At 53.1% G+C, this 13,813-nt stretch carries 13 protein-coding genes; 7 read left to right on the top strand and 6 right to left on the bottom strand.

All coding sequences use genetic code 11. The features are described 5' to 3' along the window. Nucleotides 1-63 precede the first annotated feature (63 nt). Together FPZ49_RS08195 and FPZ49_RS08190 are read right to left on the bottom strand one after the other, a co-directional pair. The gene (locus FPZ49_RS08195; RefSeq protein ID WP_144845408.1) at nt 64-900 is read right to left on the bottom strand and encodes a carbohydrate ABC transporter permease; all 837 of its coding nucleotides are present in this window, start codon (nt 898-900) and stop codon (nt 64-66) included. Further along, nucleotides 900-1,781, bottom strand: a complete 882-nt coding sequence (locus tag FPZ49_RS08190; protein WP_144845406.1) for a carbohydrate ABC transporter permease — start codon at nt 1,779-1,781, stop codon at nt 900-902. The genes FPZ49_RS08195 and FPZ49_RS08190 overlap by 1 nt, the downstream gene beginning before the upstream one ends. Nucleotides 1,782-1,924: 143 nt before the next feature. Here FPZ49_RS08190 and FPZ49_RS08185 point away from each other — a divergent pair, with 143 nt between their 5' ends. The 5 genes from FPZ49_RS08185 to FPZ49_RS08165 all read left to right on the top strand — a co-directional run bounded on the left by FPZ49_RS08185 (nt 1,925) and on the right by FPZ49_RS08165 (nt 8,920). After that, entirely contained in the window at nt 1,925-3,745 is a 1,821-nt protein-coding gene (locus tag FPZ49_RS08185; protein ID WP_144845404.1) for a sensor histidine kinase, read from the top strand. Continuing rightward, the gene (locus FPZ49_RS08180) at nt 3,742-5,367 is read left to right on the top strand and encodes a helix-turn-helix domain-containing protein (protein ID WP_144845402.1); all 1,626 of its coding nucleotides are present in this window, start codon (nt 3,742-3,744) and stop codon (nt 5,365-5,367) included. The genes FPZ49_RS08185 and FPZ49_RS08180 overlap by 4 nt, the downstream gene beginning before the upstream one ends. Then, entirely contained in the window at nt 5,364-5,798 is a 435-nt protein-coding gene (locus FPZ49_RS08175; RefSeq protein WP_144845400.1) for a hypothetical protein, read from the top strand. Before FPZ49_RS08180 ends, FPZ49_RS08175 begins: the two co-directional genes overlap by 4 nt. 16 nt (nt 5,799-5,814) lie before the next feature. Continuing rightward, on the top strand, nt 5,815-6,900 hold the full coding sequence (locus FPZ49_RS08170; RefSeq protein ID WP_144845398.1) for a phosphodiester glycosidase family protein: 1,086 nt from the start codon (nt 5,815-5,817) through the stop codon (nt 6,898-6,900). Between the two features lie 454 nt (nt 6,901-7,354). Further along, on the top strand, nt 7,355-8,920 hold the full coding sequence (locus FPZ49_RS08165; protein WP_144845396.1) for an alpha/beta hydrolase: 1,566 nt from the start codon (nt 7,355-7,357) through the stop codon (nt 8,918-8,920). Nucleotides 8,921-8,960: 40 nt separating this feature from the next. Here FPZ49_RS08165 and FPZ49_RS08160 read toward each other — a convergent pair whose 3' ends face one another. Together FPZ49_RS08160 and trmL are read right to left on the bottom strand one after the other, a co-directional pair. Continuing rightward, on the bottom strand, nt 8,961-9,212 hold the full coding sequence (locus FPZ49_RS08160) for an AbrB/MazE/SpoVT family DNA-binding domain-containing protein (RefSeq protein ID WP_144845394.1): 252 nt from the start codon (nt 9,210-9,212) through the stop codon (nt 8,961-8,963). A gap of 100 nt (nt 9,213-9,312) precedes the next feature. After that, the gene (trmL, locus tag FPZ49_RS08155; RefSeq protein WP_144845392.1) at nt 9,313-9,777 is read right to left on the bottom strand and encodes a tRNA (uridine(34)/cytosine(34)/5-carboxymethylaminomethyluridine(34)-2'-O)-methyltransferase TrmL; all 465 of its coding nucleotides are present in this window, start codon (nt 9,775-9,777) and stop codon (nt 9,313-9,315) included. A 151-nt stretch (nt 9,778-9,928) separates the two neighbouring features. On the opposite strand from trmL, the gene FPZ49_RS08150 reads away from it, so the two are divergent. Next, on the top strand, nt 9,929-10,648 hold the full coding sequence (locus FPZ49_RS08150; RefSeq protein WP_144845390.1) for a response regulator transcription factor: 720 nt from the start codon (nt 9,929-9,931) through the stop codon (nt 10,646-10,648). 89 nt (nt 10,649-10,737) lie between these two features. Here FPZ49_RS08150 and serC read toward each other — a convergent pair whose 3' ends face one another. Continuing rightward, on the bottom strand, nt 10,738-11,826 hold the full coding sequence (gene serC / locus FPZ49_RS08145) for a 3-phosphoserine/phosphohydroxythreonine transaminase (RefSeq protein WP_144845388.1): 1,089 nt from the start codon (nt 11,824-11,826) through the stop codon (nt 10,738-10,740). A gap of 122 nt (nt 11,827-11,948) precedes the next feature. On the opposite strand from serC, the gene thpR reads away from it, so the two are divergent. Beyond that, on the top strand, nt 11,949-12,548 hold the full coding sequence (thpR, locus tag FPZ49_RS08140) for an RNA 2',3'-cyclic phosphodiesterase (RefSeq protein ID WP_144845386.1): 600 nt from the start codon (nt 11,949-11,951) through the stop codon (nt 12,546-12,548). Here the strand turns inward: thpR and FPZ49_RS08135 are convergent. Beyond that, a complete protein-coding gene (locus FPZ49_RS08135) occupies nt 12,545-13,522 on the bottom strand; it encodes an LLM class flavin-dependent oxidoreductase (RefSeq protein WP_261381317.1) in 978 nt (325 codons plus the stop codon). The two genes, thpR and FPZ49_RS08135, sit on opposite strands and share 4 nt — an antisense overlap. Nucleotides 13,523-13,813: the final 291 nt, after the last annotated feature.

Here is a 13,813-nt window from a genome sequence, read left to right as displayed (position 1 = left end):
CGCAGACTCTCCTTGCGTTTTTGGTTAGTATGCGATAGCGGAGCCTGAATTATGTTACGGAATTTAACCTTTAACCGAACCAGCGGTAATCCCTTCAATGATATGCCGCTGCATCGCAAGGAAAAATACGACGATCGGCGCCACGCCCAGCACGAGGGCCGCCAGCGCGAGATCCCACTGCTTCGTGTACTGACCGAAGAAGGAGTTGGTGGCGAGCGGAATCGTCTTGAGATCCGGGCTTTGCAAGATTAGAAACGGCAGCAGAAAGTCGTTCCAAATCCACAGGCTGTTCAGCAAAATAACCGTAACCGCAATCGGCTTCAGCAGCGGAAGAACGATTCGGAAGAACGTGCCGTAAGCACTCGTCCCATCCACCACCGCGGACTCTTCAATCTCGAGCGGAATGGACTTAATAAACCCGTGAAACAAGAAGATCGACATCGGCGCGCCAAAGCCCAGATAGCAGACGACGAGGCCCGGTAAACTGTCGAACAAGCCGGCTGTTTTTGCTACCTTGACCAGCGGAATCATGATCGATTGAAACGGGATCACCATGGCCGCAACGAACAAGGTAAACAGCACATTATTTAAGCGGTTCGGACGTCGCACCATTTTATACGCCGCCATTGAGCTGATTAGTGCAATGCCAAGGTTCGCAACCACCGTTACAATCAGCGAATTCGTAAATACCGTCGGAAACTTTACAATGCTCCACGCCCGGGAGTAGTTGTTCCACTGCATGGTATGCGGCAGACTGGTCGGATCCGTCAGCAGCTCTCCGAACGTTTTCAGCGAGTTCACGATGACGAAGTAGAACGGCACGAGAAACAGAAGGGCGATGACGATGGCAATGAGCTCCAATCCAAAAATTCGTGCCGAATAACGCGGCTGAGCATCCATTACACTTCAACCTCCTTGCTCTTCGTGATGCGTACCTGAATGGTCGTAATAATTGCAACCGTGACGAAGAAGATGAACGCCTTCGCCGTCCCGAGTCCAAACCGGTTATTCTGAAACGCTTCGGTATAAATATTGAGCGCAACGGATTCCGTAGACTTGAACGGACCTCCTTTGGTCAAAGACAAGTTCAGATCGAACATTTTAAACGAATTGGAAATCGCCAAGAACAAGCAGATCGTCACCGCCGGCATCACCAGCGGAAGAATGATTTGCTGCAGCATTTGCCATGGCGAAGCTCCGTCAATCTGGGCTGCTTCCATGACATCCTTAGGCAGGTTCATTAGCGCTGCAATGTAAATGACCATGAAATAGCCGGCTGTCTGCCAAGCGAAAACGATCACGATACCCCAGAAGGCGGTATTTTCGTCGCCCAGCCACGGCAAATTAAAGAACGGCAAATGCGTCAATTGTCCGATCGCCGGGAAGCCTTTGACGAAGATGAACTGCCAGATAAAGCCGAGCAGCAAGCCGCCAATGACGTTAGGCAAAAAGAAAATCGTCCGCAGCGTATTGCGCAGCTTCAGCGGCTTTGTGAGCAGCAGGGCGATCGCAAACGCCAGCACATTGGTGATAATGACCGCAGCAATCGAGAACCGGGTCGTAAACCAGAACGCCTTCAGAAAATCCGGGTCGTTCGACAGGATTTGCTTGAAATTCTCGATGCCCGTCCATGTCACCTGACCGGAAACGCCGTTCCAATCGGTGAATGAATAATACATGCCAAGGAAAAAAGGCACGATGATGATAAGCGCAAAGCAGATAAATGCAGGGCCGACGAACACGAGCTGCTCGAGCCATTCGGCTGATTTTCTTCGATTCATCGCTCATTCCCCCTTCTTTTTTTTCTTCCCCAAATTGTCTATAGTACAAAGTGTACTGAAATTTGTCGCCGACCAACACCGAAGATCATGAACCGTTTGGTGTAAAATATTGATCTAACGAGAACGGTCATAGGAGGAACACCATGGGCCGCAACAGCCTGCGTTTTAAACTGATCGTGCTGCTGCTGATCGCCACCATCGCGCCGATTGTCACGACGATGCTGGTCACGAACCTATACACAAAGCAATCCGTCAAGCAAAACGCCATACGGGAAAGCACCAACCTGCTGTCGCAAAGCAAGCTGAATCTGATCAACTATATGAATCAATTGAACGACCTGACGTTCTCTATGTATAAAAACCCGTCCTTCATTAAGCTGATGGACCTGGGCTTTACAGGGTATGAAGCGGAGCCCGAAATTTACAACTTGATGCAGTCGATTGCACTGAACAAGGACGTGTATCAGGTGTATATGAGCTTCGATCACCGCGCGGAGGGCGACCCGCTGTCGTATTTGCTGTTTAATATGAAGAAGACGCAGCAGTATACCGTCACCGCACCTCCCTACCCTGGGCTTAAGCCCGGATCGTATGACTCCGCCCTCGAAACGACGCACTGGAGCCACGATTACGGCATGTCTTCCTTTTCTTACTATGCCCCCCGGCAAGTCTTGACTATACACCGCGCGCTGTACCGCGTTCCCTCGATGGAGGCGCTGGGCAACCTGTCGGTCGATATCCGTCTCGACACGCTCGAGGAGATGATGAAGCAGCTGCTGAGCGAGAAGGAGGACGTCTATCTTCTTGATGCCAACGGTAATGTCGTCTATTCCAGCGCGCCAGGAGCTCCGGATGGCCGCAAGCTGAACGCCCCATGGGCCGATCGGCTGCTAAATCTGGCGGACGATGAAGGGAGCTTGGAGGACAAAAGCAGCATCCATATGTATGAGCGGATTGAGACCCCTTTTTTCCAGTGGTATTTGGTCAAAACGATTCCGTACGAGCAGCTGTACCGCGGAGCCCGGGAGTTGACGCAAATTCAGTTCGCGATTCTGGCCGTGCTGCTGGTGGTCGTCGTGGCGCTGACGCTGTGGATTACGGTGCGCTTTACCCGTCCGGTGAAGCAGCTGATCGGCTACATTAACAAAATTCAGACCGGGCAGCTCGACGTGGACATTCAAGTGGATTCGAAGGACGAGATTGGCATCTTGGCCCGCCGCTTCCGTACGATGATGGAAACAATCAACCATTTGATCATGCAGGAGTACAAGCTCCATCTGGCCAACAAGACGAACCAGCTGCGAGCGCTGCAGGCGCAGATCAATCCGCACTTTTTGTACAACTCCCTGCAATCGATCGGGACGCTGGCGCTGCAGCATTCGGCACCGAAAATTTATCAGCTGCTCAATGCCCTGGCCAAAATGATGCGCTACAGCATGAACACCCAAGAATCCGTCGTGCCCCTGCGTAAGGAGCTTGACCATATCCGCGCTTATATGGAATTGCAAATACAGCGCTTTGAAGATGAGCTCACAGTGAGGTATCATATAGAAGAAGAGACGCTCGACATTTTTATCCCAAAAATGACATTACAGCCGCTGGTTGAGAACTATTTCAAGCACGGCTTCGATCCGCGGGAGCATCCCGGCGAGCTGACGATCATCAGCCGCTCAAGCTTATCGAGTGAAGAACCCTACTTCGAAATCATTGTCGAGAATAACGGGCGCAGCATGTCCGAAGAGGAATGGCTGCGGCTTAGCAAGCAGCTTGCAGGAGCAGCGGTGGACGACGCCACCGAACATGGAAACGCAGGCAGCGAGACGGAGGGCAGCATCGGGCTGCTGAATGTGAAGACCCGGCTTTCGCTCTACTATAATGAGAAGGCGCATCTGTTCGTGGAATCCAAGGAGCCGTGCGGCTTCCAAGTCACGCTGCTGATACCGAAGGGAGAACACGCAAGTTGAAAGCCATCATCGTCGATGACGAAAAGCATGTCCGAGAAGCCATCAAGCTGCTCGTGCCTTGGGAGCGGTTTGAGATCACCGAGATTTACGAAGCGCAGGACGGGCTGGATGCGGCGAGGCTCATTGAAGTCCATAAGCCGCAGATCATCTTCACCGATATGGTTATGCCGCTGCGCGGCGGCAGGGAGCTGCTCGACTGGCTCCAGCAGCATTACCCGGCCGGCAAAACGATCGTCATCAGCGGTCATGACGACTTCGAGCTGGTGCGCCATACCGTGAAATCCGGCGGGATCGACTACATTCTGAAGCCGATCGACGCCGAGCAGCTGATTAGCGCCGTCATGAAGGCGTCGGAGGGCTGGCATAAGGAAGAAGCCGAGCGGCAGCAGCAGATGGAGCGTAACATCGAGCGCAACCAGTTCAAGCCAGTCTACTGGGAGAAGATGCTCTCCAGCTTGATCGACGAGCCGTCCGGCTATGAGGCCTGCGCTGAGTCTTTGAATGCGGAGTTCGGGCTGGGCCCAGAGGTGAAAGAGTGCATCGTTGCCGTCTTGAGCCTGGATACGATTCCGTTGCCGCTCAAGGCGAAGTTCGCTTCGAACCTTGACCTGCTCTTCTTCTCGCTGACCAACATCGCCGGCGAGCTGCTCAAGTCGGGCGCCGAGGTTCAAGGCATCGCCTACCGGTACTGGAGCCGTGAGAACGAGGTGCTTCTGCTGCTGTTCCGCGAGCTGGAGCATGCTGAGGCCAAGCTGGCCAAGATTCAAGCGGCGATCCTCGCTGCTCTCCGAGGCACGCTGGACATCGGAGCCAGCTCCCGCTGCGCCTTCCCGTCTGGCCTCGGCACCGCGTACAAGGAAGCGCGCCAAGCGCTCCGCGCCCGCAATCTGCTCGAGCCGCGTAAGCTGATCCATCGCTTCGAGCCGGACAAGGCCGCAGCGACGCAGAAGCTGCTGCCCTTCACGGAGCATGTCGAAGCGATGCGGCTTGCGGTACGCAGCGGCAGCGAGGAGCAGATCCGCAAGGTCATCGGCGAATGGATGGAGGCCGTCCGCGGCCTCGACAGCATCACGCAGGAGCAGCTGGAGCACTGGTGGCACGAGTACACCGTCGTGCGCAGCCGCTGGCTGGTCGAGCTGTTCCGCGAGCCGCCGCCCCAGCTTGCCCGGCCGGAGGACAACTCTGCGCTAAGCATGCCGCTGAAGCCGGACGGGACGCTGTCGCTGTCGCTGTGGGAGGAACAGCTGACCCGCAGCCTGACGGGCTTGTCCCGGGAGCTGCTGACGTATCAGCATCAGGACAGCAATGTTATTTTTGATATTGCAAGATACATTCAAAATCATTACCATCAGGATATCACCTTGCAGGAGATCGCCAGTCACTTCTACTTGAGCCGAGAATACATTTCCCGCAAATTTAAACAGGAATTTGGGGTTAATTTATCCGATTACATAAGCGGTATTCGCATGGATAAAGCAAAGCTGCTGTTACTCAATCCCCATCTACGCATTTCGCAGGTCGCGGAGATGGTTGGATACGATGATGAGAAATATTTCAGCAAAGTGTTCAAGAAGATGGTTGGCGTGTCTCCGAACGAGTACAGGAAGGAGCACCAGCCTTGAATACCCCGATTGAACCGGCGGCACAACCGCCGGCCGTACGCACGACCCGACCAAAGACGAAGAAAAGCGCTCGTATTTATGTGCTGTTATTTTTCTTATGGGCGCTGCTGATTGCAGGAGGCGTCTTTGGCGCCAAATGGTATACCGATCTCCTGAAGCAGCAGATTGCCAGCGAAATTTCCAAGCAGACGGAAGCTCAGCTGGCGGAGATCGCCGATGATTACCAGAAGCAGGTGGCTCAGCTGAAAGATAGCCTCACCTCCGACATGGCCAGAATGCAGACCAAGATCGATTCGGTTAACGAGCTGCTCGCCTTCACAAAGGACAGTGCCAACAGCAAGACCGACAACAGCAATCAGCTGTACACGCAGCTGGCCGATATGAAGAAGAAGCTTGATGACCTGAAGAAAAGCTTGGATGCGTTGCAATGACGGAGGCCGTGACCTAATGGAAACGAGAACGAATCCGATTAAATTAATTAATCGAACGATGCTGCTTGCTTGTGCACCTTTTATCGGACTGATGATTTATCTTCTTTCGACCCAAATTTCCGTGGAGCTCCCGAAGCAAGGCATGTCCATGCCAGCCATGTTCTCGATGCAGGATGATCTGCAGAAGGCATTGACGAAGCTGGACAAGATGAAGGACGACGCCGGGCAAACCCGCACCACGATTGAAAAATATTTCGAGCTGTACGCCAAAAGCGCGACCGAGGTCGCGGGCATGTCTCAGACGGTCGATGCGGCCACGAAGCGGCCGACGGCCATCTTCGACTCCAGGGTGGGCGCCAAGCTCGGCGGGAACTTGACCCGTACCGCCTCGAGCGGCAATATCGACCTCAAGCTGTACACGTTCAATGATTCCCGATACAAGGGCTTTGCGTTGAAGATCGATCTGAAATCCGATAAAGGGATGAAGATGGTTCTGGGGAAAGATAAGCTGGGGAGCAGCGAAACGACGCTGGAAGCGGTCCGACGCTACGGCGCCGTGGCCGGCGTCAATGCCGGCGGCTTCGCGGACGATACGAAGACCGGCAAACGATACCCGCTCAGCACCACGATGATCGGGGGCAAATATGTATACGGGTTCGAGCCGAGCTTCGAAGACTTGGCGTTCATCGGCATCAGCACAGACCTGAAGCTGATTGGCGGCAAGTTCGCGCGGCAGGAGGATCTGGATAAGCTGAAGCCATCGTTTGGCTCCTCGTTCGTGCCGATCCTGCTGCAGAATGGGAAGAAGCAGTCCATCCCTTCCGTTTGGCTCAACTCCCCTGCCAGGGCGCCGAGAACGGTCGTAGGCAATTTCAAGAACGATCAGCTGCTGTTCTTAGTTACGGACGGCTACGACGAGAACGGCAATTCCGGTGCTTCGCTGCCCGAGCTTCAGGACAAGTTGACGGCACTGGGCGTCCGGGATGCTTACAATTTGGACGGCGGCGGCTCGACTACCTTGGTTTTTGACGGCCAGGTCATTAACCACCCGTCCGATGGACACATGCGCCCGCTGGCCACGCATTTCTTGTTTTTTAAATAGGCAGCGATACGAATAATCTCAAAATGTTCACATTTCCTCCCGTTTTCTTTTCGCGCCCAGTTGGTTATAATATACTCTTAGATGGAGGTGGAGCGACATGTCAGCCACGTTTTGGATTATGATCACGGTGTTGTTGCTGTTTATTACCGCGATGCTAACAGCTTCCTACAATGATGACAAGACCAAAGGTCTGTAATAGCCTCGAAGAAGGTATCAGCTTGAGTTCACAAGCTGGTACTTTTTTATTTCCTGAAAAGTACACTGAATTGAGCAATAACGACATGGTTTCACTGAAATTTGTTGAAAAATGAGCGCTTTTTTTCATATTCATGCGATCGACGGTTTGGTATAATACTATAAACAAGCAGTACTTAAGAACTAGGAGCATATCCGACCACTGGAAAACGCGGCGGACAATTCCTTGACCAAAATTTTGTTCGGAGAGAGTCACATAATGAATTATTTCCAAACCGATGATCAAGTCCAGCTCTATTATGAATACCACCACGCAGCTGTTCCAAATGCCAAAACCATCGTGTTCATCCATGGGGCGGGCTTGAACAGCTCGTTTTTTCACCCCTTGGTACCTGGACTCAGTATAAATTATAACTTGCTAATCTACGATCTCAGAGACCATGGGCAAAGCGGCGACAGCTCCAGCAGTATTTCTTGGGAGCTGCTGTGCCACGATCTGCTTGAGCTTCTCGAGCACTTGCAGCTCACTTCGGTGATCCTTGCCGGACATGGCGTCGGGGCTAACATTGCTGCCAAATTTGTTCTCGAATATGAAGCGTATGTTGACTGCCTTATCTTCTTCGCGCCACCGATTTATTTGCCCAGCAAGACGCACCAGAAGGATCTGGAGGTTCGCAAATCGTTGCTGGAAGCCCCCACCCTTAAGCCGCTTGGCGAATACTTGCTTCAGTGGGTTACGGCTAGAAATGCCGAGGCCGAAATTGCAGAACAGATCGTACACGCCTACGAGCGTTTATCCAAGGAAAAGTATCTTGAATTTATTCAATTGAGCATTCAGACGAGGCCCGTTGAAGAATTGCAGCTGATCCATCGACCTGCCTTGGTCCTATCCGGTGAGCTTGACCCGTTCTACACCCCGGCGATTAACGCCTTATCCTGTTCACTCTTGAAGCAAGCTTCACTATTTATTCTGCCGGACGCATCCAATATGATGTTTCTGGACCAACCGTCCTCTACCAGCGAACGGATCCACGCCTTTATCCTAAGAACCGAGCAGTCCACCGGCTGGAGCGATAGCCCGTACACTGCGGAGATCAATGAATCGATCCGAAAAGTATTACAAGCAGGGTATAAAATGCTCTTCAGAGGCCCTAATCTGACTATTCGATGCTTGGACGGGTTCGAGGTAGCCGTTAACGGGCGGGTCCTTAATGAGGGGTGGAATAAGCGCTACGCGAAAAATATTTTGCTCTACTTATCCTTCCATCCGGTAACATTAAGAGAAGACTTGTGTGACGCGCTCTTCCCTGAAGTGGAAACCAAGGTTGCCTTGACCAATCTGAGAGTGTACTTGAGCCATTTCCTGAAGCTGCTAGAGGGTGCCGGGTCGGACAGCCCCTGTGTAATTCTCGATCGGGATGTCATCCGTTTAAATTTATTTGTGGATTCGGATGTTCATGATTTTCTGAAGGAGCTGCGGCAGGCGGAAGCGGAAGCTTATGAGCCTATCCGATATAATTTATGTAAATATATGTTACATAAAGTCTCTTCTAGCATGCTATCGGGATTCTTCGATCCCTTTGCCTTAAGTGTGCATGACGAAATTGCGTCCTTATGGGAGCATTTGGCCATATGGTGCGCCAATTATTGCTGTCGGTTGGGCAAAATGGACGAAGCGGTCACGTTCCTAAGCAGCTGCTTGGTGTATTTCCCTCAGGATGAGGGATTAATGGACCGAATCATTGCCATTTATGAGCAGACGGACAACAAGAAAGAGCTCGCCAAATGGAAGCGGAAGAAAAAAAATATCACGACGCCCGTCTGAAGCACTCGGGGCTCGTGATTTTTTTTATTCTAAATCTTATCTATGATTCCTTAATCTCAGCCATTTCAATTAAGCACTGATTGCAAATGTGACGCTCTCGGAATTCCTTGACCTCTTCCATCGAGCTGCAAAATACGCAGCGCGGACGGTATCTCTCTAAAATGATATGATCACCGCTGACCAAAATTTCAACCGGATCCCCTTCATTCATCTGGTACCGTTTGCGGAGCGATTTCGGCAATACAATTCTCCCTAGCTGATCCACTTTTCTCACGACGCCTGCCGGCTTCATCTCAACTCACCTCGCTTTTCACACAATTGCCTCCTGCACTCTATATAATTCGGCACGTATGTGAAAATTCCTTCCCAAAGCCGTTAGTTTAGTTGTCAAATTATCTTAGGCCTTGGAACCCGGTTTGCCGCAAAGCTTCAAACAGCACAATCGCGGCTGAATTGGATAAATTCAAGGAGCGGACCGCATCGGTCATCGGCATGCGCATCAGCGAATCCGGGTGCTCCGCCAAGATTTCCGGCGCCAAGCCCTTGGTTTCTTTGCCGAAGACGAGGAAATCTCCATCCTGGAACGTATAGTCGGTGTACAGCTTGTCCGCTTTCGTCGTGGCGAAAAAGAAGCGGCCTTCCTTATATTTATCCTTCACCTCTTGGAAGGAATCGTGGTACTCCAGCTTGACGGCATGCCAATAGTCTAGCCCTGCCCGCTTCAGCGTCCTGTCGTCAGTATCGAAGCCAAGCGGCCGAACGAGATGCAGCCAAGTGCCGGTCGCCGCGCAGGTTCTTGAGATATTGCCCGTATTGGCCGGGATTTCCGGCTCTACTAATACGATATGAAATGCCATGATGAGATGCTTCCCTTCTGTTCTGCTATATTTTGGTTCCCATGTTAGCGAAATGGATAAGAAATTTAACATTCCGTTAACCTTTTCTTTATCTACGGATGATAGTCTCTCGCTATAATCAAACCATGATGAAGCGAAGGAGACTGATCGCATGATGAAGAAGAAGATTCTCGTCGTTGATGACGAGCCTTCCATTTCGATGCTCATTGAATTCAACCTGAAGCTGGTTGGCTTCGAGGTGCATTGCGTCTATGACGGTGAAGCGGTATTTCAGGCGATCCAGCATTTCCGCCCCGATGTCATAGTGCTGGACCTGATGCTTCCGAAAATGGACGGCCTTCAAGTATGCCGCAAGCTGAGAGGACAGAACAATCTGGTTCCGATCATTATGCTAACAGCGATGCAGGATTTATCCGATAAAATTGCCGGACTCGATAACGGCGCCGACGACTACATGACCAAGCCGTTCAGCCCTCAGGAGCTGATATCCCGGATTCAAGCGATTCTCCGCCGCATCCAGACGCTGCCTTCGGCCGAGGAGTCCGCACCGATTACGATCGGTCAAATCGTCGTGAAGCCCGATCAGCGCGAAGTCACCGTTCGAGGCGAATTGATTGAGCTCACCCCGAAGGAGTACGAGCTTCTACTGTTCCTGTGCAAGCATCGTGGCAAAGTCCTCAGCCGCCAGCAGCTGCTGCATGGGGTATGGGACTATCATTTCTTAGGCGATACCCGGATCGTCGATGTTCACATCAGTCATCTGCGGGACAAAATCGAGGTGATCGCGCGCAGCCCCGAATATATTGTAACGATTCGCAACGTCGGTTACAAGCTGACGGAAGCTGCGGCGAAGGAATCGGTAGCTTACTAGGTTTAGATTTAGGCTTTCGCTGATTCCCATCGAACAAAAAGCCCTAATGCTCAGTTCAGCTGAGATTAGGGCTTTTCGCTATGCTCATTTTAGCTGTTGCGCTTCTGGAAGTCAGCCATGAAATCAGCCAGCGCCTTGCAGGCTTCGTAAGGAACGGCATTGTACGTGGAGGCGCGAAGTCCGCCTACACTGCGGTGTCCTTTCAGTCCGACGAATCCAGCTTGCTCGGATTCCTTCACGAACTTCTTCTCCAGCTCTTCATCCTGAAGGCGGAATGTGATGTTCATGATGGAGCGGCTGCCTGGATCGACTACGCCGCGGTAGAAGCCGTTGCTGTTATCGATCGCTTGGTAGATCAGATCAGTCTTCTCGCGGTTGCGCTTCTCCATAGCGGCCAATCCGCCGTTCTCCTTGATCCACTTCAGCACCAGGTTGACCATGTACACGGAATACACCGGCGGTGTGTTATATAGCGAGTTGTTCTTGGCTTGAATCTCATAGCGAAGCATGGTTGAGATGTTCTTCGGAAGATCGTTCAGCAGATCCTCACGCATAATGACGACGGTCACGCCGGACGGTCCCAGGTTCTTCTGTGCGCCCGCATAAATCATGGCGAACTTGGAAACATCTACAGGGCGGGACAAAATGTCGCTGGACATATCGCCGATGAGCGGAATGCTGCCCGTGTCCGGATACTGTTGATACTGCGAGCCTTCGATCGTTTCGTTCGATGTGACGTGCAGGTAAGCGGTGTTGGCATCCAGCTGCAGATTGCTGACATCCGGAATGCGATTGAATTTGTCTGCCTCGGAGCTAGCTGCGACTGCCGTTTCGCCGAACAGCTGCGCTTCTTTGATCGCCTTCTCAGCCCACGAGCCGGTATGCACGAAACGCGCTACCTTCCCTGGCTTCAGCAAATTCATTGGAATCATGGCAAATTGAGTGCTTGCTCCGCCTTGGAGGAACATGATCTTGTAGCCATCCGGGATCGCAAAGAGTTCCTTGAGCAAGCTTTGCGTTTCGTCATTCAACTGCTCGTACTGGGAACTGCGGTGGGAAATTTCCATAATGGACATCCCGATGCCCTGGTATTCTACGAATTCCTTCTGTGCCTTCTCCAGCACTTCCAGCGGCAGGGCAGCCGGCCCCGCGTTGAAATTGTATGCGCGCTTTGACATTTACCGATTCACACCTTTGCTTTTCATATGATATGGCTATGATAGCAAAGGTTGGCTAACCGTAGCAAGTATTTATCGACAAGATTCATGGGATTGATACAAATTTCACGAGGTGACTTCCAATGTCCGATCTGCGGCTGTTTATTGCCGTACCGCTGCCGGGAACCGTGCGCGACCCGATGGCCGATTTCATGAGGGAGCTGAAGCAGGAGCTCCCGTTCCAGAAGTGGGTGCATCCGGACGATTTGCACATCACCATTAAATTTCTGGGGGCTGCAAGTGAGCAGACGATGGAGCAGGTAAAAGTGGCGTTGAAGCAGGTGGCGGAGGCAGAAGAGCGGCCGTCTTTCGAGCTGTCTCTGCGGGGGCTGGGCACCTTCGGCAAGCCATCCGAACCGAGCGTGCTTTGGGCGGGCATTCACGGGGAGATGCGGGTGCTGAGCGAGCTGCAAGCCCGCGTGGAAGCGGCGATGGCGCCGCTAGGCTTCGAGCCGGAAGCGCGGGCTTATCGTCCGCACCTGACGCTGGCTCGACGATATTCGGCGGCGAACACCGCCAGCGATGGCAACGGCAACGGCGACGATTTTCCGCGGGAGAAGCTGCGGCAGCTCGAGCTGCCGCAGCCGCTGACGTGGAGCGCGGACCAAGTCGTGCTGTACCGAAGCCATCTGGGCCGGACGCCGATGTATGAGGCGGTGGCTGCTTACGCTTTGGATTCTTAGGTAAGCAGAAGCTCATAGGAACGCAGCCGCTGCGCATAATTCGGAACATGAGTGACGATCAGAAACTCGTCCACTCCGAACCTGGCTTGCAACGCTTCTAAGCGCGACTTGACCTGCTGCGCCGTCCCTACGATCAGTCGCTCCGGCGCAGCAGACTTCTCTCGCTCCGCCTCCGACTGGCTCTGGCTGGCGGCTCTTCCCCGCTGGCCGAACAGTGCCGCGCCTTCCGCAGCCAAGCGCTGCGCCTCCTCTTCTGTGTCGGCGCAGACGACGCCGATCGCCACCATCACCCTCGGCTCCGGCGTCAACTGCGAGGGCCTGAACTGCTCGCGGTACAGCTGCATCACCTCGGCCGCATCCCGGTCGCTCATGAACTGGCCGAATACGTAGCCGCATCCAAGCTCGGCTGCATACGCGGCACTCTTCTGGTTCGTGCCGAGCATCCATACCTCCGGCGGCTGCGGAGGCACGGGTCGGGCGGTCACGGGCTCGCCCTCCACCCGGTATTGGCCCGTCAGCAGCGCCATAAGCGCCTGCAGCGCCTCCGGCAGCCGGCGGATATTGTCGAGGAAATTATCACTCAGCGCCATCGTCACATGCGCCGAGCCGCCTGGTGCTCGACCGATTCCCAGATCGATCCGTCCCGGCATCAGCGAGGAGAGCAGGTGGAAAGATTCGGCCACCTTGAGCGGCTTGTAATGCGGCAGCAGCACCGCACCCGAGCCCAGCCGAATCCGGCTCGTCCGCGCGCCGATGTACGCCAGCAGCACCTCCGGCGACGTGCAGGCCAGCCCCGGCATGTCGTGATGCTCGGCAACCCAATAGCGGCCATAGCCGCAGCGCTCTGCGGTCTGGGCCAGCAGCAGCGCCTGCTCCAGCGCTTGCGCAGGCTCCGTCCCCGGGAACACCGGGACCAGGTCCATCACGCTTAGCTTCATTTTATCTCCTCCAAACACGTATCCATAATGTACCATTATAAACTTACCTTAAGGTTTACGCACGGTAATAGGGCCAAGTGCTAAAATATGAATATACATACTTCATACATAATTGACTAGGAGACAAATCTTCCAATGCCTTACTTCCAAGATATATGGACACCGTTGAGATACTTCGGCATTCGTTTTTATCGTGATGATGAAAAACGGGTTTGGATCAAATTGTGGTCACAACCAAGACGGCTGCTTAAGCGAAAATTCGTTAGTTAAAGGGACGATTCCACCGTGAAACTAAACCAGTTGCACTACCATGTACAAATGAGAAGG

Source organism: Paenibacillus cremeus, from assembly GCF_007786445.1.
In the GTDB taxonomy this organism is placed as follows: domain Bacteria; phylum Bacillota; class Bacilli; order Paenibacillales; family NBRC-103111; genus Paenibacillus_G; species Paenibacillus_G cremeus.
The sequence above is the reverse complement of the archived record's forward strand: the minus strand, read 5'-3'. Positions and strand labels throughout refer to the sequence as shown.

Excerpts from the sequence above, each read along its gene's own strand:
- FPZ49_RS08195 (WP_144845408.1), bottom strand. The coding sequence starts at position 900 with ATGGATGCTCAGCCGCGTTATTCGGCACGAATTTTTGGATTGGAGCTC.
- FPZ49_RS08190 (WP_144845406.1), bottom strand. The coding sequence starts at position 1,781 with ATGAATCGAAGAAAATCAGCCGAATGGCTCGAGCAGCTCGTGTTCGTC.
- FPZ49_RS08185 (WP_144845404.1), top strand. The coding sequence starts at position 1,925 with ATGGGCCGCAACAGCCTGCGTTTTAAACTGATCGTGCTGCTGCTGATC.
- FPZ49_RS08170 (WP_144845398.1), top strand. The coding sequence starts at position 5,815 with ATGGAAACGAGAACGAATCCGATTAAATTAATTAATCGAACGATGCTG.
- FPZ49_RS08165 (WP_144845396.1), top strand. The coding sequence starts at position 7,355 with ATGAATTATTTCCAAACCGATGATCAAGTCCAGCTCTATTATGAATAC.
- FPZ49_RS08160 (WP_144845394.1), bottom strand. The coding sequence starts at position 9,212 with ATGAAGCCGGCAGGCGTCGTGAGAAAAGTGGATCAGCTAGGGAGAATT.
- trmL (WP_144845392.1), bottom strand. The coding sequence starts at position 9,777 with ATGGCATTTCATATCGTATTAGTAGAGCCGGAAATCCCGGCCAATACG.
- FPZ49_RS08150 (WP_144845390.1), top strand. The coding sequence starts at position 9,929 with ATGATGAAGAAGAAGATTCTCGTCGTTGATGACGAGCCTTCCATTTCG.
- serC (WP_144845388.1), bottom strand. The coding sequence starts at position 11,826 with ATGTCAAAGCGCGCATACAATTTCAACGCGGGGCCGGCTGCCCTGCCG.
- thpR (WP_144845386.1), top strand. The coding sequence starts at position 11,949 with ATGTCCGATCTGCGGCTGTTTATTGCCGTACCGCTGCCGGGAACCGTG.
- FPZ49_RS08135 (WP_261381317.1), bottom strand. The coding sequence starts at position 13,522 with ATGGTACATTATGGATACGTGTTTGGAGGAGATAAAATGAAGCTAAGC.